This is a genomic window from Acidimicrobiales bacterium (assembly GCA_035536915.1).
Lineage (GTDB): Bacteria > Actinomycetota > Acidimicrobiia > Acidimicrobiales > JAHWLA01 > JAHWLA01.
Genome location: DATLNE010000031.1, coordinates 1 through 19463 on the forward strand (window position 1 = coordinate 1; position 19463 = coordinate 19463).

A 19463-nucleotide genomic window follows, 5' to 3' on the forward strand; every position below is an offset into this window, starting at 1 on the left:
GCCGAGCACGACGACCGTCCCGGGCTGTTCGAGCCCCGCCCGCAGCACGGCGTGGACGGCGCAGGCGGCGGGCTCCACCATGACTGCGCCCTCGTCGCTCATGGCCTCGGGGACAGGGTGGAGCTGGGTCTCGTGGGCCACCAGGGCGGTCGACCACCCGCCGCCGGTGTCGGCGCAGTAGCCGATCTGCAGGCCGGGCTCGAGGTCGCCCAGGGCGACGTTCTGGCAGCTCCCGGCCGAACCCGCGGCGCAGAACGGGCACGGCGGCTCGATCCCCCGGGGGACGCAGCCCAGGACCGCCTCGACGACCACCCGGCCGCCGTCCCCGGCGTCGGCCACGATCTCGTGTCCGGGCACGAACGGGAACGAGACGATCGGCTGGAAGTAGCGGGACGACTTGCCGTCGATGGTGGCCAGGTCGGACCCGCAGATGCCTGCCAAGCGGGGTCGCACCCGGTGCCAGCCCGGACCGGGCAGCTCCGGTTCGTCGACCTCGGCCAGGCGCAGCGGCCCGACGCGGGCGCCGCTGCCGGGCTTGAGCCGGCCCGCGACCATCGCCGCGCCGTACTTGGGCAGCGAGCGCTCGAACACCAACGCCTTCATCGCCCCGCCTCCCCGACGTTCTGGCCTGTCATTCGCGCCGCAGGCGGCGCGAATGACAGGCCAGAACCACGGCTGGCGACGCGGCCCATGGGGAGGAGGGGACGGGGGCCGCCGGGCGCCTTCGACCACTGCTCCACGTGCCAGCCCCGCTTGCGGGCGATGGCGGCCAGCTTGGCCTCGGGGTTCACGGCAACCGGGTGGCCGACGGCCTCCAGCATGGGCAGGTCGCTGGCCGAATCGGCATAGGCGACCGACTCCTCCAGTCGCAGCCCTTCGGCCTCGGCGTAGTCACGCAAGACGAGGGCTCGGGCCTCGCCGGTGGGTGGCCCCGCCAAGAGTTCGCCGGTCAACCGCCCGTCGACCGTCTCGCCCAAGCGGGCGCACACGATCTCGTCGAACAGTGGCCGCAGCGGCTCGACCACGAAGTCGAGGGCGCCGGTGATGAGCACCGTACGGTGCCCGAGCGCCCGGTGCTCGCGCACCCGGCGCAGGCCCGCCGGGAACGACTTGGTGAGGATCAGCCCGCTGAACAGTTCCCAGGCGTCGCCGCGGAGCGTCTCGGCGGGCGCACCTTCGTACCGGCGGTAGAAGTGGCGCAGGAAGTCGCCCCGGTCGCGGCGGTCGAGGGCCAACAGCGCGGGCGCCTCGCGCAACGTCCGCAACGTGAAGCGCACCCGTTCGTCGACGTCGAGCCGGCGCGTCGCCAACCACGAGTACGACTCCACCACATTCGACGCGATGAGCGTGTTCTCCAGGTCGAAGGCGGCCAGGTGGCGGTCCGGCGACAGCACCGCTCGCCGTCCCCGCTCCGAACGGCTTGGCCCTTCCTTGCGGCCAGCCGTCGTGCGCACCCGGGCGTGCACGACGATCGACGGCAGGTGGATGTCGTGCACGTAGGTGCGCCAGTCGACAGCCGCCGGGTCGAAACAGAACGTCTCACGATCTGAGATGGGAATCTCATCCCACAATGTGATCAGCCGGTCGACGCGGAACAACGCCTCGGTTTCGGTGTACGCGCCGTACAGCTGCACGTAGCCGAGGGCGCGTTCGGCCTGCCCCCGCCGTTCTTCGAACTGCGCCGACAGCTCGGCCTTGCGACCGCGCACCGGCAGGGCGGAGACGACCTTCTCGGCCTGCGCCAGCACCTTGGTGGCCCGTTCCAACTGGCGCTGCACCCGGCCGCGCCCGGGGAACGACCACTCGGGCACCACGATGGGCTGGCCCTCGGTGTCGTAGAGCGGGTTGGCGGTGAACCACTCGCGAACCAGGTCGACCAACTGCCGGTAGCGCAGCGGGTTCCGGCTGCCGGACGCCACCTGGTACACCGACGGCGTGTCTTCCGGACCGCGGGCGGCTACGGCGATGATGGCGGCCACCACCAGGTCGACGGGGATCACGTCGACCACGCCTTCGGGGATGCCGGGGAACTCCTTCAGCAGGCCACGTCCGTAGGAGATGATCACCGGCTCGGCCATGCGGAAGCCCCGGATCCAGCCCGGGCGGGGCTCGGCCAAGGCGGACTCGATGATCGAGGGGCGCACGGTGGTGACGGGGGTGTCGCCGCGCTCCTGCAACAGCGCTCGCTCACCCAGCGCCTTGGTGTAGGCGTAGGCGTCGGGCCAGCCGAGGGCCTGGGCGCGGGCCCGGCCTGCTTCGACCATGTGGTCGGCGATCCACTCCAGGCGCAACTTCTCGGAGCGTTCGGCCAACAGGGGCGAGCCTGCGGCACCGAGCTCGGAGCGGGCCTGCTTGGTGAAGCGGGCCAGGCGTTCCGGGCGCCTGCTGTCGGCATCGGCGTCGGCCCGGGCACGACGGGCGGCGTCGACTTCGGCCCGCCAGTCGACCTCGGTGGCGAAGGGCGTATCAGGCAGCAGGGCTTCGGGGGCGTCGCCCCGGCGGGTGCCCGCCACGTAGGCGGTCGACACCGCCACCAGGTGTGTGTCGGCCCCCAGCACACGGGCCACCCGGGTGGGGCCGAGCAGGTTCACCTCGACGGCGCTGTCGAGGGGGGAGTCGAAGCTCACGGCCGCCGCCGAGTGCACGACCACGTCGCACGACGTGAACAAGGCACGGTCGTCGTCGGACAGCCCCAGCCCGTCGGTGCCGACGTCGCCGTCGACGACGGCCACCCGGCGCGCCACCTCGGCGTCGAAGCGTTCGCCCCACTCGCCGCGCAAGCGGTCGAAGCAGTCGTTGCGCAAGATCTCCCGGCGCACCCGCTCGGCAGCGCCGCGCCGGCCGCCTCGCACCAGCAGGACGAGCGTGCAGTCGGGGACCGAGCGCAGCAGCCGTTCCACCAGCGCGGTGCCGAGGAACCCGGTGGAGCCGGTGATCCCGACGCGTCGTCCCGCCAACGCCTGCTCGATCATCGGGCACCTGTCTACCATCTGGTAGATGGCCGAGACGACCGCCGACCGCATCCTGCAGGCGGCCCTGCTGTCGTTCGGCACCCGCGGCTACGAAGCCACCTCCCTCGACGCCCTCGCCGCCACCCTGGGAATCCGCAAGCAGACGATCCTCTACTGGTACCCCAGCAAGGAGGTGCTGCTCGACGCGGTGATCGACTACAGCGCCGCAGAGCTGTCGGCCGCCTTGGAGCGCACGCTGAGCCGGGCGGGCCGGGGGTGGGAGCGAGTGGAGGCGCTGGTGCGGTCGGTGTTCCGCCTGGCCGCCCGCCGGCCCGAACTCCTGGGCCTGTTGCGGGAGATGGGCCGCCTCGGGCCGCCCGCCTCGACTCGGCTGTCCGACGCCCTCGACCCGCTGCTGGCCCGGGCCACCGGTTTCCTCGAAGAGGAGATGGAGGCGGGACGCATGCGCCGCAACGACCCCCGCCTGGTGCTGCTGGCCGCCTATTCAGCAGTCGTCGGCGTGGCCACCGAGGTCGAGGTGTACCGGGCCATGGGGGAGGAGCCGACGGCCCGTTCCCTGGTGCGCCGGCGCAACGAGCTCCTGCAGTTCCTGCGCTCGGCGTTGCTCGAAGTGCGTTAACGCTTCGGCGGCGTGTAGCGCTTCGACGGCTCCGGGGCGCGCTTGGCCGCCGGTGCCTCCGGAACTTCCTTGCGGGGCCTGCGGGGTTCGCGCGGCGCTCGTGTGGCCGCCGCCTGCTTCGACGCCCGGTACATGAGCAGGCCGCCCGCGGCGATGTAGACGGCGCCCAGCATCCAGGTCAGCGGCGTCCACGGTCCGAACGAGATGAGGAACGAGGCCAGCCCGGTCATCACCACGCTGCGGCGGCGGGCGGCGAACCACAGGAAGCCCGCCAGCACCAGGCCGATGGCCGAGGCCACGAAGGCCACCGTCTCGGGGAACTGCGTGGCTCGCCCGCCCACGAAGGCGGCGGCAGCGACGGCGGCGCCGAGATAGGCCCAGCGCTGCTGTCGGTCGTCGAGGACTACGGCAGCAGCCACGGCCGGATCACCACCCAGGAGTCGTCGGGCCGTCGCGGCTCCAGGTGCAGCTCGATGGCGACGGTGGGGTCGAACGGGGGCAGGTCGATCTCCTTGACGATGGCGACCTCGTCGTCGCCGTCGTCGACAGCATGGCGGACGCCGAGCGACATGGCGGTGAAGACCGCGCCGGCTGCCGTCTGCTGCTGCCACATCACGCTGCCCAAGATATCGGTGCTCAGGCGCTAGCCAGACGGGCGAGCAGGCCGTCGACGGTGGCACCCACCTCGGCCCGGGCCTTGCGCCGGTTCTTGGCATTGGCCACCAAGAGCGCCGCCTCGTTGAGGGCGGCCAGCAGCATGTGGGCCAAGGGCTCAAGGGGCGCCGCCGGCACCACGCCCGCCGTGACGCACGCTTCCAGGCCTTCCTTCATGAGCTTGATGCCGTGCTCGGCTTCGATGTCGCGCCACGCCTGCCAGCCCAAGACGGCGGGGGCGTCGAGCAGCACGATGCGGCGCACGGCGGCGTCGTCCATGGCCGAGTCGAGGAAGGCCTGGCACCCGCGGCGCAGGGCGTCGAGCGGGTCCGTGCCCTGCAGGGCGGCGGCGGCCACCCGGTTGCCGATCTCGGCTTCAACCTCGAAGAGCACGGCCCGGAACAGGTCTTCCTTGTTGGTGAAATGGTGGTAGAGCGCACCCCTGGTCACCCCGGCCCGTTCGACGATCTCCTCACGGGCCGCACCTGCGAATCCCCGCTCGGTGAACAGCTCGCGTCCGGCCGCCAGCAGGGCAGCACGCGTGGACGCGGATCGCTCGGCCTGGGTGCGCTTGTGTCCTTTGTCACGGTTGACGGGCATCGCCGGCCAGAGTATAGATGCATGCAGCCTGCATGTAAGGGGGAAGTCATGACGTTGTCATTGTCCGAGGTCGGTCCTGGGCTCCAGCAGGAATACCAGGCGTTCGCCGACCTGATCCGTTCGCTGAGCGACGAGGAATGGCGCACGCCGACCCGGTGCGAGGGGTGGTCGACCGGTGACGTGGCCGCCCACGTGATCGGCACCCTGACCGATGTCGTCAACGGCAACCTGGCCGACCTCGGCACGCCCGAGACCATCGCCCGCCAGGTCGAGGAACGCCGGGGCCGTTCGCCGGAGCAGTTGGCCGAGGAGCTCGAGGCCTCCGGCAAGGTGGCCGCCGACATGGTGGGCAGCTTCAGCGACGAACTGTGGGAGATGCCCGCGCCTCCCGGCGTCGAGGGCACCCTCGGCTGGGGCGTCGAAGCGCTTTGGTACGACACCGTCGTGCACGCCGACGACATCCGCACCGCCGTCGGCCGGTCGTCGCAGCCCGGACCCGGCATCCGGGCCGCCGTCTCGCACGTGGCCATCGAGTTGGAGAAGCGCAATTGGGGCCCTGCCACCCTCGCCCTCGAGGGCGTGGAGGAGTTCCCGGTGGGCAGCGGTGAAGGCTCTCGCGTGACGGGCGACGCCTGGCAGTTCGTGCTCGCCGCCACCGGCCGGGCCGACGGCGCGCCCTTCAACGACGTGCCCAACATCTACGCCGATTGACCTTCCCGCGCCGGTTGCCTCGTGCAACCGGCGCGGTTTGGGGTAGGCAGGGGGCATGGAAGCACTCACGTCCGGCGCCCGATCGCGCCCCCGTTGGCTCATCCCCGTGGCCGTCATCGGCGGCATCGTCCTCCTGCTGATCCTCCCGTTGGTCGGTTCGTACAACGGCATGGTCGACAAGGAGGCTCAGGTCGACCGCACCTTTGCCGACCTGGACGCCCAGCTCCAACGGCGCAACGACCTCATTCCCAACCTGGTCGGTGCCGTGCGAGGTGCCCTCAACCAGGAGCTCGCCGTGTTCGGTGAGATCGCCCGCGCCCGCCAGAACTACGCAGGGGCCCAGTCCCCGCAACAAAAGGACGCGGCGGCCGGCGAGGTGTCGGGTGCCCTGGGCCGGCTGCTGGTGATCATGGAGGCCTACCCGCAGCTCCAGAGCAACCAGAACATCCGCGACCTGCAGGTGCAGTTGGAAGGCACCGAGAACCGGATCGCCCAGGCCCGTCGTGACTACAACGGCCAGGCGGGCGACTTCAATCGCACAATCCGTCGCTTCCCCCGCAGCATCTTCGCCGGCTTGTTCGGGTTCGACAAGCGTGACCTGTTCACCGCCGAGCCCGCGGCGCGCACGGCACCCACAGTCGACCTCGGCAACAGCACCACGACGACCACCCGTTGAGCGTCCTCGCCGCACTGTTCGGGCTGGCGTTGGCGCTGCCTGCCTTCACCGCGCCCGTGGTCGACGAAGCCCGCCGGGTGCCCGACGACGTGGAACGCTCGGTGTCGGCCGAGCTCATCGACTACGAGCGCCGCACCGGCAACGAAGTGGCGGTCGCGGTGATCGCCACCACCGGCAACGCCTCCATCGAGGACTACGCCAACGACCTCGGTGAGGAGTGGAAGCCGGGCAGCGGCGGCCGCGACAACGGCGTGGTCGTGGTCATCGCCCTCGACGACCGACGGGCCCGCATCGAGGTCGGCGACGGGCTGCAGGGTGACCTGACCGACGCCGAGGCAGGGCGGATCGTGCGCGACCGCATGGTCCCGCTGCTGGCGGGCGGCGATGTCGGTGAAGCGGTTCGCCTGGGCACACGCGCCGTGCGGGAGGCGCTGGGCGACGACCAGGTCGGCACCTTGCCTCCTGTGGCCGAGAACACCGAAGGCGACGACGGCGGCGCCACACCGGTGTTCCCGCTGTTGGTCATCGGGCTGTTCGCCCTTTCGATGGTCGGCGGACAAAGGCGGCGGAGCTTCGGTGGCGGCGTGCCGATCTTCTGGGGTGGCGGCGGCTTCGGAGGCGGCGGCGGCGGTGGTGGCGGCGGCGGGTTCAGCGGCGGCGGCGGTGGCGGCGGGTTCAGCGGAGGTGGCGCCAGTGGCAGTTGGTAGGAAGGCCAAAGTCGGTGAGGCGGTGCGAGCCGCGGAGGCGGCCACCGGCATCCAGTTCTGTGTCTACCTCGGTCCCCTGCGGGGCGACGACGCCCACGCCGCGGCCGAAGCCATGTTCGTGGAGCGGGGCCTGGCCGACCGGCCCGGCGTGCTCCTGCTGGTGGCGCCCAAGGAGCACCGGGTGGAGATCGTCACTTCGCCCGCGGCCGCCGAGCGGGTGCCCGACGAGGCCTGCCGAGCCGCCATCGACGTCATGGTCGAGGACTTCCGGCGCAAGCGGTTCGACCGGGGCATCGTCAACGGCATCGAATACCTGGCCACGGTGGCGGGCGCAGGGGTAGCGCCCGAGGGCGCCGTCGACCTCCCCGACGTCTTCGAGTGAACTGACCGCCGCGTCGAGCGAAGTTGCGGAGGAATCGCGCCGTTTTGCAGCGCGATCCGTACGCAACTTCAGCGAGGCGGGTCGAGGAGCACGCCCGGGTTGAGGATGCCGTCGGGGTCGAGCGCTGTCTTGGCCGCCCGCAGGGCAGCGGCGAACAGGTCGGGGCGCTGGCGGTCGTACCAAGGCCGGTGGTCGCGCCCCACGGCGTGGTGGTGGGTGATGGTGCCCCCGTGGGCCAGCAGGGCCTCGCCCGCCGCCGCCTTGACCTCGTCCCACATGGCGATCTGCGAACCCCGCTTCGACGGCGCCACCACCGAGAAGTACGGCGCCGGTCCGTCCGGGTAGACGTGGGTGAACCGGCACGTCACCCAGCCGCCGCCGCAGATGTCGGCCAGCGCCTTCTCGACCGCAGCGGTCACGCCCGCGTGCAGGTCGGGGAAGGCCGACCACGTGCACGCCGTCTCGAAGGTCTCGGCGATCATCCCCATGGCCACCAGCGCGTCACGCGTGTAGGGAGCCCGTACGAAGGCGTTGCGCCAGGCCCCGACCGAGCCTTCACGCGACGAGGTGCTCACGCCGTCGGGCGCGGTGCCGCCGTGGTCGTGGCACAACTCGACCGCCCGGGCTATCCAGGCGTCGACGGGATGGTCGGCCGACTCGAAGCCGAGGACCAGCAGGGCCCCGTCGACAGCAGTGCCCGCCAGCAGTGCCTCGCCCACGTCGAGCAGGCGGCAGTTGGTGGGGAACAGGCCCGACTGCGACACCGCCCGCACGGCGGCGACGCCGTCGTCGTAGGAAGCGAAGTGCACGCCCGCCGATGCCCGGAACTGCGGGCGCGACTGCACCCGCATCCACGCCTCGGTGATGACGCCGAGCGTTCCTTCCGAACCCAGCACCAGCCGGTCGGGCGACGGCCCGGCGCCGGAGCCGGGCAGCCGACGCGACTCCATGACCCCTGCGGGGGTGACGGTGCGGATCGACTCCACCATGTCGTCGATGTGCGTGTAGACGCTGGCGTAGTGGCCGCCCGATCTGGTGGCGAGCCAGCCGCCGAGCGTGGAGAACTCGAAGCTCTGCGGGAAGTGGCGCAGCGTGTAGCCGTGCGGCTTGAGCTGCTCCTCGAGCACGGGGCCCAAGGTGCCGCCTTGGATGCGGGCGGCCCGGCTGGTGGTGTCGACCTCGAGCACCCGGTCGAGCCGTGTGAGGTCGATCGACACCGCGCCTCGGTAGCCGTCTCCCACCTCGCACTCGACCCCACCCACCACCGACGAGCCGCCGCCGTAGGGGACGGCTGCCGCGCCGGCTGCGGCGCACCAGTCGAGGATGTCGACCACCTCGGCTTCGGTGCGCGGGAAGGCGACCACGTCGGGCGGATTGCGCAGTTCGCCGGAAAAGCCCCGCACGATGTCGCGGAACGACTTGCCGTAGGTGTGGCCTGCCCGGTCGTAGGGCGCCGACGAGCACACGGCGGCCAGGGAGTCGGGCGGTGCGAGGCGGGACGCAGGCAGCGCCACGTCGTCGAGGTCGGGTGGTGGCGCTACCCGCACGTCGTCGAGTTGCAGCCGGGAGGCGACGGCCGCCGCCAGCTTCTCGGCTTGTTCGGCCGGGACCGCTTCGTCCTCCCAGCCCCATCCCCACCACGAGCGTCGGCGCTCCCCCATGGCGGGGAGGCTACCGTGGCCACACATGCAGCAGGCTTGCGACGTGGCGCTGCTGATCCCCTCGTGGTCCGAGTTGAAGGATTGGCGCGACCGCACCCACCTCTATGTGCACCAGCGACCGCAGGCGGCCGAACCCGGCTCGCGGGTGTGGTTGTGCAAGGAGCGCAAGCTCATCTACAGCTATCGCATCGACGACTTCCTCGAACTCCGCGGCGCGCTGCCCGGCACCGCCGACGACGAAGAGGCTGGGTGGGCGTTGGTCGTCAGCGACGGCAAGCGGGCCAATCGCGACCTCGACAACATCGCCGATCCCGACGGTGTGGCCGCCCGCTGGATGCAGGGGTTCCGGTACCTGGAGCCGGGAGCCAAGGCGTTCGTGAAGGCGACGCGCCGGCCCCGGGGGGCGCAGGCGCCGCCGTCGGGACCGTCACCCACGCCGGAGGCGGAGGCCGCACCTGCTACCGAGACGGCGCCGGAAGCCCGGCCGTCGTGGGCGGCCCGAGCGGCTCGTCGCCTCGGTCGTCGTTCGTGAAGGTCATGTTCGCTCCGTACCTGCCGATGGGACCGACATGGCACTGAGACGCGCCGAGAAGGTCGCGCGCCCCGCCGCTGCTCCGGCAGCGATCGACGACGAGTTCCACGTCGACTCCGGCGGCCAACGTTTGGGCGAGCTGCTGGTGGCGCGCAACGTCGTCACCAAGACCCAGCTCATCGAGGCGTTGCTGCAGCAGTCGGCGTCGGGCAAGCGCATCGGCGCCCTGCTGGTGGAGCTGGGCGCCCTCGACGAGCGGGCGTTGGCCGAGCTGTTGGCCGAGCAGATGGGCGTGCCGCTGGTCGACCTGCGCACCGACATCCCCGACCCCGAGGCCGTGAAGCGCCTGCCGGAGACGGTGGCCCGCAACGTCAACGCCGTTCCCATCCGGGTCGACGGCGACGTCATCGAGATCGCCGTGGCCGATCCTTCCGACCACTTCGCCAAGCTGCTGTCCGACGCCGCCAACTCGGCTGTGCGGCTGTGCATCGCGCCGGCGTCCGACATCCGTTGGGCCGTCGACAACAGCTATCGAGCCCTGGCGGGCGTCGACGAGCAGATCCAGGCCTTCGAAGCCACCGACTCACTGCGCCGGGCCGCCGCGCCCCTGGAGTTCCAGCAGTCGTTGGCGGGCGACGACGCCCCCGTGGTCAAGGTCGTGAACCTCATGATCACGCAGGGCTTGCGCGACCGGGCGTCCGACATCCACATCGAGCCGCAGGACCGGCGGGTGCGCATCCGTTACCGCATCGACGGGGCGCTGCACGACGTGTTGGCCCTGCCCGCCAACATCGGCCCGGCGCTGGTCAGCCGCATCAAGATCATGGCGGGCATGAACATCGTGGAGAAGCGACGCTCCCAGGACGGCCAGATCGCCATGGACGTCGACGGTCGCGACCTCGACATCCGGGTGTCGACCACGGCCACCATCTGGGGCGAAAAGGCCGTGCTGCGCCTGCTCGACAAGAGCCGCACCCTCTACCGGGTGCAGGACCTCGGCATGCCCGACGACACGGCCGACACCTACAGCAAGCTGGTGCACTCGCCGTTCGGCATGGTGGTGTGCAGCGGCCCCACCGGCAGCGGCAAGACCACGACGCTCTACGCGACGTTGGCCGAGATCAACGACCCGCGGAAGAACATCGTCACCATCGAGGACCCCGTCGAGTACGTGTTCCCGTCGATCAACCAAATCCAGATCAACGAGCAGGCGGGCATCACCTTCGCGGGCGGGCTGCGCTCGATCCTGCGCCAGGACCCCGACATCATCCTGGTGGGCGAGATGCGCGACGTGGAGACGGCGCGCATCGCCGTGCAGTCGGCCTTGACCGGGCACTTCGTGCTGTCGTCGATCCACGCCACCGATGCGTCTGCGGCGTTGCACCGCTTCATCGACATGGGCATCGAGCCGTTCCTGATCTCGTCGTCGCTGCGGGCCATCGTGGGCCAGCGGCTGCTGCGCCGCATCTGCACGTCGTGCGCGGTGGAGGCAACGCCGACGGCCGAAGAGCTCGCCTTCTACGAGGCGTCGGGCGGCACGGCCAAGAAGCGCTTCTGGCGCGGCGAAGGCTGCAACTTCTGCGCCAAGACGGGCTACCTCGACCGCATCGGGGTCTACGAGTTGCTGCGGGTCACCGAACGCATGAAGTCGCTGGTGCTGGCGGGGGCAGGCCACGACCAGATCCGCGGCCTGGCTATCGAGGAAGGCATGCGCACGCTGCGCCAAGAGGCCATCCGACTGGTGGAGGAGGACGTCACCACCGTCGACGAGGTCATGCGCACCGTCTACACCCTGTGATTCATCAATATTGGGGAGTTCGCCCCGGCGGGCTCGGTCGTACGGTTCGGATGGGATGACCAAGTTCAAGTACGAAGCCACGCGCGACGACGGCACCGTCGTCACCGGTGTCGTGAAGTCCGACACCATCGGCGGCGCGCGCAACGCCCTGCTGGGCAAGGGCCTCGACGCCGACACGCTGGAAGAGAAGCACTCGAAGCTCAACATCGAGATCACCAAGGAACGGGTGCCCCGGGCCGAGCTGATGCACCTTTCGCGTCAGTTGGCAGCATTCCTTCGGGCGGGCATCCCCATCCTCGAAGCCATCGAGGTGCTGCGCGACGGCGCCCCCAACCGCACCCTGCGGCGCGTGCTCGGCGACATCGGCGAGTCGTTGCGTGGCGGGTCGACCTTCCTGGCCGCCATCGGTGAGCACCCCGAGGTCTTCCCCGACTTCTACCGGGGCATGATCGGCGCCGCCGAGCTCACCGGCCAACTCGACTCCGTGCTCGACCAGCTCTCCCACTACATCGAGCGCGACCTGGAGGCCCGGCGCAAGATCAAGTCGGCCCTCGCTTATCCCATCGTCATCTTCGTGATGTCGATCGTGACGGTGGCCATCCTGACCGTGTTCGTGCTGCCTCGCTTCAAGTCGTTCTTCGCCTCGCTCGACGCCGAGCTGCCGTTGCCGACGCGGATCATGCTGGCCGCCACCGACTTCCTCGGCGTGTGGTGGTGGGCGCTGGGTGCCGGGGCTGCCGCCGTCGTGCTCGCCGTGTTCCTCCATCGGCGCACGGCATCGGGCCGAGCCCGTTGGGACTCGTTGCTGCTGAAGGTACCGGTCATCGGCGAGACGGTCCGGTTCGCGGTGATCGAACGGTTCTGCCGAGTGATGGCGTCGATGGTGCGCGCCGGTGTCCCGTTGCCCGATGCCATGGTCGTGGCGGGCGACAGTGCCAACAACGCTGTCTTCCAGAAGGCGCTGGGCGGCGCGCGCGGCGCCATGATGCGCGGCGAAGGCATCGCCCGCCCCATCGCCGCTACCAACCTGTTCCCGATCGCTGCCGTGCAGATGTTCCGGGTGGGCGAGGACACCGGCTCCCTCGACGACCAGTTGCAGTCGGCTGCCACCTACTTCGAACAGGAGCTCGACTACAAGGTCAAGCGGATGACGACGCTCTTCGAGCCCGCCGTGATCATCGTCATGGGCCTGGTGGTCGGCTTCGTCGCCATTGCCTGCGTCTCGGCGATGTACGGCATCTTCCGCCAGACGAGCAATCTGCGGTGATTCGCGCCGCGCGCGACGAGAGCGGGCTCACCCTCGTCGAGGTGCTCGTCACGGTCATGATCATGGGCATCGCCTTCACCGTCCTCCTCGGCGGCATGGGCACCTCCGTGCTCTCCTCGGGCTTGCACGAGAAGCAGGCCAAGGTGGAAGTCGAGGTCCGCAGGTTCGCGGAGCTGGTGAAGCAGCGTCCCTACGAGGCGAGCGGCACCTACGCCGGCGCGTACACGGCGCCCGCCGGGTTCAGTGCGTCGATGCCTACGCCCGCCGTCTGCAGGAACGGACAGGGGCACGTGGCGCCGTGCGACGAGCCCAAGGTCGTCCAACTGCTGACGTTGTCGGTGGCGTCCGACGGGGGCGACGTCACAGAGACCGTCGAAGTGTCGAAGCGCTCATGACGCGGACCGACGACGGGTTCACGCTGATCGAGCTCCTCATTGCGGTGACGCTGAGCACGATGCTGGTGGCTGCCCTCGGCATGGGCGTGTTCACCTACATCCGCACGGCCGACGCCACCGCCAACCGTCTGGGCGAGACGCCCCAGTTCCAGGTGGCCGCCACTCGGTTCGCGGCCGACGTGCAACGAGCATCCAGCGTGCAGTTGACGGACCCGGCGGCATGCTCGGTCCCTGCGGGGTCGACGTTGGTGGTCGGCTTCTCGGCCAGCGAGGCGGGCAGTGACCTGGCCTCCGTCGCCGACGATGTCTTCGTCGGAGTGTCGTACTCGTACCGCACGGTGGCGACGTCCACTCAGAAGCAGTTCGTTCTCGAACGATCGGAATGCCGGGGCTCGTCGACGCCCGTGGCGACGATGTCGTTCGTGAACTCCGGGAACCCGGCGTTCGTGCCCACGGCTACGTGCGGCCCGACCGGGTGCGGCGCCCTCGCCACCGTCAGCCTGCCGCTGCACATCTGCACTGCCAACGCCGACGGCACCTGTCGGGACGGTGACGTCACCGCCACGCTCACCGGCGCCAGGCGGTTCTGACATGGCTCGGGTACAGCGAGACGAAGAAGGCTCGTCGCTGATCTTGGCGTTGATCTTCCTCAGCGTCATGTCGATCGTGGTTGCATCGACGCTCGGGTTGGCAGACGTCGACTTCCGTCACACGGTTGCTGTGCGCGACGACCGCAAGCTCGTCTACGCGGCCGACGCCGCGCTCGACGCCGCCATCAACTCCTACTGGTCGACCGGCACCTGCGCAACGCCGGAGCGCGGCGTGGTCCAAGAGGTCAACGACGTCACCCCCGCGGTGTCGTGCGAAACGAGCGGGGGCGGCACAGCGGTGACGCCGTTGAACCAACCTGCTCTTGCCGTCAGCGCGCAGGCCGTGGCGCCCGAGGTCGGCATCAACATCGTCGGCGGTGCTGTTGCCTCTGTTCGTGGTGGCGTGTACTCCAACACCGGGATCAACACCACGAGCGGCGCCAACCTCTACGCGGCATCGCCCGATCGCATCGTGACCCGGCTCGGCTGCACCGGGGGAGGAACTGTCGGCCCGGCGGCGTGCGAGACCGTCACGGGTCCGTACGTGCCGGGCAACGACCCGGGGTACCCGACGGCGGTTGCGTCTGCTCCGCCCTTCGCGTCGGTGCCGTCGTGCCCGGCGACGGAACCGGTCACCTTCGCACCGGGTACCTACACCGATCGCCTGGCCTTGGAGGCGTTCATGGCGACCTGCGCCCGGCGCACCTACCACTTCCCGGCCGCAGGCGGCATCGGCAGTCCCGGCGTCTACTACTTCGACTTCACCGACGACGGGGCGTGGACGATCCCGCAGGGCTACACCGTCGTCGGCGGCACCTTCCCCAGCGGGGTCACGGGCGCGACGGTGGGCGCTGTCGAGACACTCCCGGGTGGACGGTGCGACCAGGACGCCGAGGGCGTGCAGTGGCTGTTCGGGGGTGGCAGCCGGGTCGTCGTCAAAGGCGCCCTCGAGCTGTGCGCGCCCCACAGCGACCCGACCAGCTCGACACCGCGCGTCGCCGTCTACGGCGTCCGCACGACCGACTCACCGCCCGCGGCACCGACGCCGCAGACTCTGGCCGTGAACGCCACCACTGCGGCGGCGGGCTCCCCGTTCACACCGTCGTCCGGGGCGTACATGCCCAACGACGGCTCCATGGCCGTGGCCACCGTCCCCGACAAACAGATGTCAGCGATCTCGGTGGCCGGGTTCAACGTCTCCTCGATCCCCGACACGGCGGTGATCACCAGCGCCACCATCACCGTTCGTCATGTGGAGAACGAGTCACCGCCTCCGACTCGCGGGCAGCCCAACTTGGCAAAACTCGATCTGCAAGCGACGGCGATGTCGGGCGCGCTGACGTCGACCGTGCAGACGAGCTCGTGCGGCAACGCCCCCAACTGCACGACGACCCTGAACAAGTCCACCGACCCGCGCGACGACGTGCTGACGCTGCCCGCGTCATTCCGCACCAAGGCAGGCCTGGCGGCCATGAACGTCGCCTACAAGGCGACGTCGACCGGCGGGGCGTTCTCGGCGTCGCTCGACGGCGTCAGCTTGGCGGTGACGTACACGCCGGTGGTCGCCGCCGTGCCCCGCTTCCGGGCGGAGAGCGGGTGCATCACGAAAGCGCCCTACGACCCGCCCACGGGCGACCCGTCGCTGCCGATCGCCGCCACCAGCCCGTGTGCGCTCATCACGACCGCAGGAAGCAACGCGTCGCTTGCCGTGAAAGGCACGATCTACGCGCCTGCCGCAGCACTCGACATCCAACTGGTGGGCACGTCGTACCAGGTGTTCGGGCGCGGCCTTGTCGTGCGTTCGTTGCGCAGCAACATCACGTCGTCGGTCGGCGCGTGCAACGCGGTACCGCCGCCCGACGAGGACCGGTGCTACCCGTTCCAACTCCCGAGGGGTGTGGTGTCGGCGGCCGAGCGCGTGCTGTTCACGGTGAAGGTGGCGGGCGTGACCCGGCTGCGGTCGTTGGTGCGCTTCAACGGCGCGGCGGCGCCGACGGTGCAGTCGTGGAACGTGGTCAACGAGCCCTGAAAACCATCAATTCTGATGACGCCTCGGGCACCGCGGGCGTCGCACACTCGTAGGAGAGCAGGGGAACTTGGTCCCCTCTCCTCGGAAGGCTCTCGGAAAGGGACCACGCAATGATCGAGCAGATTCGCAAGCGTCGCGGTGATGACGGTTTCACCCTGGTGGAACTTCTCATCGTGATCGTCATCCTCGGCATTCTCGCCGCCATCGTCGTCTTCGCCGTGGGTTCCACCCGCAAGGACTCCGTTGTCAGCTCCTGCACCACGAACCAGAAGTCGGTCGAGCTGTCGGCGGAGGCGGTCAAGGTGAAGAGCGGCAAGTACCCGCTGACCGCAACCGTCTGGGACGCAGCGGCGAAGGCTCCGGTGGGCGACTCCACCAATGCGCTCGTCGTCCCGCAGTCGGGCGCCCTGCTCAAGAGCTATCCGACCAGCAGCGACTACAAGCTGTCGTACACCTCGGCTGACGGTTCGGCCTTCTCGGTGGGCGTGCTCGACAAGGACGGCGTCGCCGTCTCGGCAGGTTGCAGCGGCCTCACCTAGTTAAACAATTTCGGGGCGGGACACCCACGAAGGGCTCGGCTGCGGCCGGGCCCTTCGTCGCGTCTGAGGAGTTGCCCAGATAGGTCACCTCGCCACGCGCCGTAGGCACTGTGCTCATTGGTCGCCTCGCCTGTCGGCTGACTCCTGAATCATCAATTCTGATGTACCGCCCGAACCTCCGAACCCGGACACTGGTCCAATGACCACGCGTGCGGCGGCCACCCTCGACAAGTACCTGGCCTACCTCTGGGACAACAGCGGCTCCGACCTGTTGCTCACCGCGGGCGCACCGCCGCTGGCCCGAGTGGACGGCGCCCTGGCCCCCATCCCCGGCACCGAGCCGCTCGACGGCGCGACCATCGAGAAGCTGACGGCGGGCGTCATGCCCCAGGAGCACCACGAGCGTTTTCGCACCGGCAGGGAGGTCGACTTCTCCTTCAGTTGGGAGGGCAAGGCCCGCTTCCGGGCCAACGCCTTCCACCAGCGCCGCACGGTGGCGCTGGCCGTCCGCCTCATCCCCTTCGCCATCCCCAGCTTCGAAGAGCTCGGCCTGCCCGCCGTCGCCGAGCGCCTGGTGAACCTGCAGCAGGGCCTGGTGCTCGTCACCGGTCCCACCGGCGCGGGCAAGTCGACCACCTTGGCCGCCATGCTCGACTGGATCAACGAGCACCGCCAGTGCCACATCCTCACCATCGAAGACCCCATCGAATACGTGCACAGCCACAAGCGCTCGGCCGTCAACCAGCGAGAGGTGGGCGACGACACCGACTCGTTCGAGCGGGCCCTGCGCAGCGCCCTGCGGGAAGACCCCGACGTCCTCCTGGTCGGCGAGATGCGCGACCTGGAGTCCATTCAGATCGCGCTCACGATCGCCGAGACCGGCCACCTGGTGTTCGCCACCCTGCACACCAACGACACGGCCCAAGCGCTCGACCGCATCGTCGACGTCTTCCCCGGCGACCGCCAGGACCAGATCCGGGTGCAGTTGGCCAACACCCTGGCCGCGGTCGTGCACCAGCGGCTCGTGCCCAAGAAGGACGGTGGCCGTGTCGCCGCCTTCGAGGTGCTCGTCGCCAACCACGCCATCCGCAACCTCGTGCGCGAAGGCAAGAGCCGCCAGATCCGCAACATGTTGGTGGCGGGCCAGAACGACGGCATGCAGACGCTGGAGATGTCGCTCAACGACCTCGTCGCCCGCGGGCTGGTCGATTACGAAGAGGCCCTCGGCCACGCCCTCGTCGCCAACGAGGTGCGCCGCCCGACGCCGCCTGCAGTCGTCCCCAACGGCAGCCGCCGCCGTTAAGCCCGCAGGAGCGCGGCGGCGCCTGCGTTGCGCGGGTCGTCCAGCCATCGACGGGTCGAGTCCTGCGCCTGCGCGGTGACGGCTGCCCGTCGTCCCGTGTCCATGGCGTTGAACCCCATGACCGCCAAGTCCGCACTCGTGGGCTGGAAGGCGACCACGGCGGCGCCTGCGCGGGTGACCCGGCGGACCTCGCGGTCGAGTTCGCGTCGCGCCCACTGTCGAACCGGGCTGATGCGGGCGCTCATCGTCCGCCCCGCCCGTGACATGGGCGACGACACCACCACCACGTCGTAGGCGCCGTCGGCCACCAGGTCGGCGTTGGTGGGGGAGTGGGCGCCGCCGTCGACGTAGCGGTGGCCCTCGATCACCACCGGTTCGAAGAACCCGGGGATGGCGCACGACGCGGCCACGGCGTCGGCGACACGGGCGGGCGGCGCCGACGGTGTCCCGAACACCACTCGTTCGCCGGTCGACAGCCGCACGGCCACGACCCACAGCTCAGCCGATGGCCATCCCTCCGGGAACAGCGGCACCATGCCCGCGGAGATCATCTCGGTGGGCACCGTGCCCGCCGGGAGCAGCGCGCTGGCCAGCAAGCCGAAGCGGGCGTCCCACGGGCGGCGGGCGGCGCGGGCCAGCATGCCCGGCGCCGTCACCTGCGGTCGCAGCGGCACCCGGGCGAGCAGCGGGCGCAGGGGCACGGCCCGGGCCTCCGCCCGCGCCGCGGCGGCGGCCGCGCGGGCCATGACCCGAGCGCCTTCCGGCGACAGCCGCGTGCCCAGTGCCTCGGCGGCGAGGTCGGCGGCGGGCATCCCGGCCCGAAGCAGGGCGCCCGTCCCTGAACCCGCCGAGGTGCCCACGATCACCTCGGCCCGGCGCGCGTCCCAGCCGGTGTGGTCGGCCAGCGCGCTCAGCACCCCGGCGTGGAAGGCCGATCCCACCACCCCGCCTGCGCCGAGGACCAAGCCGACTCTCGCCATGGCCATGCGTAGCACCCGGTGCCGAGGGTCGCCGCCGCGGCGCCGTCCATGGCCGAGACTGGGGGGCATGGAGCACGGCTACATCTACCAGCTGCTGCGCAAGATCGGCCTCAACGACTTCGGGGCGAGCACGGGCGAGTTCCTGCTCGTCCGCCCCCTCAAGATCGTCCTCATCGTCGTGGCCATGATGGTCCTGTCCCGCCTGGGCGCCCGTGCCCTGCGCCGTTTCGCCCGCAGCGTCCACACCCGCACGCCGATGCTGGCCAACTCCGTCCGCGCCGAGCAGCGGGCCGTCACCGTGGGCGACGCGCTGGCCGGGCTCGTCCGGGTCGTGCTGTGGGTGGTGGCCGCCCTGCTGGTGCTCGACCAGATCGGCGTGAACCTGGCCCCGCTCATCGCAGGCGCAGGCATCGCGGGCGTGGCCCTCGGCTTCGGCGCCCAGACGCTCGTCAAGGACTTCATCTCCGGCTTGTTCATCCTTCTGGAGGACCAGTACGGCGTGGGCGACGTGGTCGACGTGGGCACCAACGCCAAGGGGACCGTGGAGGACGTGAGCCTGCGGGTGACCCGCATCCGGGGCGTTGACGGAACCGTCTGGTTCGTGCCCAACGGCGAGATCCGGGCGGTCGGCAACTCCTCGATGGAGTGGAGCCGGGCCGTCATCGACGTGGTGCTCCCGTACGACGTCGACGTGGCCACCGTGAGCCGGGCCATTGGTGAGGAAGCGGCCGCCATGGCCGAGGAAGCGGCGTGGCAGGAGTCGGTGCTCGAGCCCCCGGAAGTGTGGGGCGTGCAGTCGATGGGCCCCGACGGCCTCACCATCCGCATGGTGGTGAAGACCGCGCCTCGAGAGCAGTACCCCGTGGCCCGCGAGCTACGAGCGCGGATCAGCGCCCGGCTGCGGCGGGAGGGCGTGCGGGGGCCGACGCATGCCGTGCTGGTGAGCGCCGGGCAGCTCGACCAGGGCACGCCGCCTCCGCCGCCCCCTGCCACGGGCTGACGCCAGGCGGTCCCGTTTAACTGTCTCACCCCCGGCGTACCCTCGTTC

General features: G+C 70.4%; 21 protein-coding genes. 14 read left to right on the top strand and 7 right to left on the bottom strand.

The window, feature by feature from the left end; genetic code table 11:
- Together VM938_07530 and VM938_07535 are read right to left on the bottom strand one after the other, a co-directional pair.
- Window positions 1-603, bottom strand: a 603-nt coding sequence (locus VM938_07530) for an alcohol dehydrogenase catalytic domain-containing protein (protein HVF74884.1), incomplete at its 3' end; no start/stop codon positions are given.
- Window positions 600-2972, bottom strand: coding sequence for an HAD-IB family hydrolase (locus tag VM938_07535; protein ID HVF74885.1), 2373 nt, complete (start codon window positions 2970-2972; stop codon window positions 600-602). The genes VM938_07530 and VM938_07535, both read right to left, overlap by 4 nt.
- 25 nt (window positions 2973-2997) lie before the next feature.
- Here VM938_07535 and VM938_07540 point away from each other — a divergent pair, with 25 nt between their 5' ends.
- A complete protein-coding gene (locus VM938_07540; GenBank protein HVF74886.1) occupies window positions 2998-3591 on the top strand; it encodes a TetR/AcrR family transcriptional regulator in 594 nt (197 codons plus the stop codon).
- On the opposite strand, the gene VM938_07545 is transcribed toward VM938_07540, so the two are convergent.
- From VM938_07545 to VM938_07555, 3 genes are read right to left on the bottom strand one after another with little or no spacing between them, the layout of a single operon-like run.
- Window positions 3588-4010, bottom strand: a complete 423-nt coding sequence (locus VM938_07545; GenBank protein HVF74887.1) for a hypothetical protein — start codon at window positions 4008-4010, stop codon at window positions 3588-3590. The genes VM938_07540 and VM938_07545 overlap by 4 nt on opposite strands.
- Window positions 3995-4207: a hypothetical protein gene (locus VM938_07550; GenBank protein HVF74888.1), complete on the bottom strand. Its 213-nt coding sequence runs from the start codon at window positions 4205-4207 to the stop codon at window positions 3995-3997. Before VM938_07550 ends, VM938_07545 begins: the two co-directional genes overlap by 16 nt.
- 20 nt (window positions 4208-4227) lie before the next feature.
- The gene (locus VM938_07555; GenBank protein ID HVF74889.1) at window positions 4228-4845 is read right to left on the bottom strand and encodes a helix-turn-helix domain-containing protein; all 618 of its coding nucleotides are present in this window, start codon (window positions 4843-4845) and stop codon (window positions 4228-4230) included.
- Window positions 4846-4893: 48 nt separating this feature from the next.
- Between VM938_07555 and VM938_07560 the strand changes: the two genes are divergently transcribed.
- Genes VM938_07560 through VM938_07575 form a run of 4 tightly spaced genes read left to right on the top strand, consistent with a single transcriptional unit; the run spans window position 4894 to window position 7321 of the window.
- Window positions 4894-5556, top strand: coding sequence for a maleylpyruvate isomerase family mycothiol-dependent enzyme (locus VM938_07560; protein HVF74890.1), 663 nt, complete (start codon window positions 4894-4896; stop codon window positions 5554-5556).
- 55 nt (window positions 5557-5611) lie between these two features.
- Window positions 5612-6232 (top strand): LemA family protein, encoded by a 621-nt coding sequence (locus VM938_07565; GenBank protein HVF74891.1) that lies wholly within the window; start codon window positions 5612-5614, stop codon window positions 6230-6232.
- Window positions 6229-6939 (top strand): TPM domain-containing protein, encoded by a 711-nt coding sequence (locus VM938_07570; GenBank protein HVF74892.1) that lies wholly within the window; start codon window positions 6229-6231, stop codon window positions 6937-6939. Before VM938_07565 ends, VM938_07570 begins: the two co-directional genes overlap by 4 nt.
- On the top strand, window positions 6917-7321 hold the full coding sequence (locus VM938_07575; protein HVF74893.1) for a TPM domain-containing protein: 405 nt from the start codon (window positions 6917-6919) through the stop codon (window positions 7319-7321). Before VM938_07570 ends, VM938_07575 begins: the two co-directional genes overlap by 23 nt.
- 68 nt (window positions 7322-7389) lie before the next feature.
- Here the strand turns inward: VM938_07575 and VM938_07580 are convergent, their stop codons facing one another.
- Window positions 7390-8982, bottom strand: coding sequence for an FAD-binding oxidoreductase (locus VM938_07580; GenBank protein ID HVF74894.1), 1593 nt, complete (start codon window positions 8980-8982; stop codon window positions 7390-7392).
- 25 nt (window positions 8983-9007) lie between these two features.
- On the opposite strand from VM938_07580, the gene VM938_07585 reads away from it, so the two are divergent.
- The 8 genes from VM938_07585 to VM938_07620 all read left to right on the top strand — a co-directional run bounded on the left by VM938_07585 (window position 9008) and on the right by VM938_07620 (window position 17435).
- Window positions 9008-9514 (top strand): hypothetical protein, encoded by a 507-nt coding sequence (locus tag VM938_07585; protein ID HVF74895.1) that lies wholly within the window; start codon window positions 9008-9010, stop codon window positions 9512-9514.
- 37 nt (window positions 9515-9551) lie between these two features.
- Window positions 9552-11312: a GspE/PulE family protein gene (locus VM938_07590; GenBank protein ID HVF74896.1), complete on the top strand. Its 1761-nt coding sequence runs from the start codon at window positions 9552-9554 to the stop codon at window positions 11310-11312.
- Between the two features lie 55 nt (window positions 11313-11367).
- The gene (locus VM938_07595) at window positions 11368-12579 is read left to right on the top strand and encodes a type II secretion system F family protein (GenBank protein HVF74897.1); all 1212 of its coding nucleotides are present in this window, start codon (window positions 11368-11370) and stop codon (window positions 12577-12579) included.
- Entirely contained in the window at window positions 12576-12974 is a 399-nt protein-coding gene (locus VM938_07600) for a prepilin-type N-terminal cleavage/methylation domain-containing protein (GenBank protein HVF74898.1), read from the top strand. The genes VM938_07595 and VM938_07600 overlap by 4 nt, the downstream gene beginning before the upstream one ends.
- On the top strand, window positions 12971-13564 hold the full coding sequence (locus VM938_07605; protein HVF74899.1) for a prepilin-type N-terminal cleavage/methylation domain-containing protein: 594 nt from the start codon (window positions 12971-12973) through the stop codon (window positions 13562-13564). The genes VM938_07600 and VM938_07605 overlap by 4 nt, the downstream gene beginning before the upstream one ends.
- A gap of 1 nt (window position 13565) precedes the next feature.
- Window positions 13566-15593 (top strand): hypothetical protein, encoded by a 2028-nt coding sequence (locus VM938_07610; GenBank protein ID HVF74900.1) that lies wholly within the window; start codon window positions 13566-13568, stop codon window positions 15591-15593.
- Between the two features lie 110 nt (window positions 15594-15703).
- Entirely contained in the window at window positions 15704-16132 is a 429-nt protein-coding gene (locus VM938_07615; GenBank protein ID HVF74901.1) for a type II secretion system protein, read from the top strand.
- Between the two features lie 199 nt (window positions 16133-16331).
- On the top strand, window positions 16332-17435 hold the full coding sequence (locus VM938_07620) for a type IV pilus twitching motility protein PilT (protein HVF74902.1): 1104 nt from the start codon (window positions 16332-16334) through the stop codon (window positions 17433-17435).
- On the opposite strand, the gene VM938_07625 is transcribed toward VM938_07620, so the two are convergent.
- Window positions 17432-18484, bottom strand: a complete 1053-nt coding sequence (locus VM938_07625; protein HVF74903.1) for a patatin-like phospholipase family protein — start codon at window positions 18482-18484, stop codon at window positions 17432-17434. The genes VM938_07620 and VM938_07625 overlap by 4 nt on opposite strands.
- Between VM938_07625 and VM938_07630 the strand changes: the two genes are divergently transcribed.
- Window positions 18483-19415, top strand: coding sequence for a mechanosensitive ion channel family protein (locus tag VM938_07630; protein ID HVF74904.1), 933 nt, complete (start codon window positions 18483-18485; stop codon window positions 19413-19415). The two genes, VM938_07625 and VM938_07630, sit on opposite strands and share 2 nt — an antisense overlap.
- The last annotated feature ends 48 nt before the right edge of the window (window positions 19416-19463 follow it).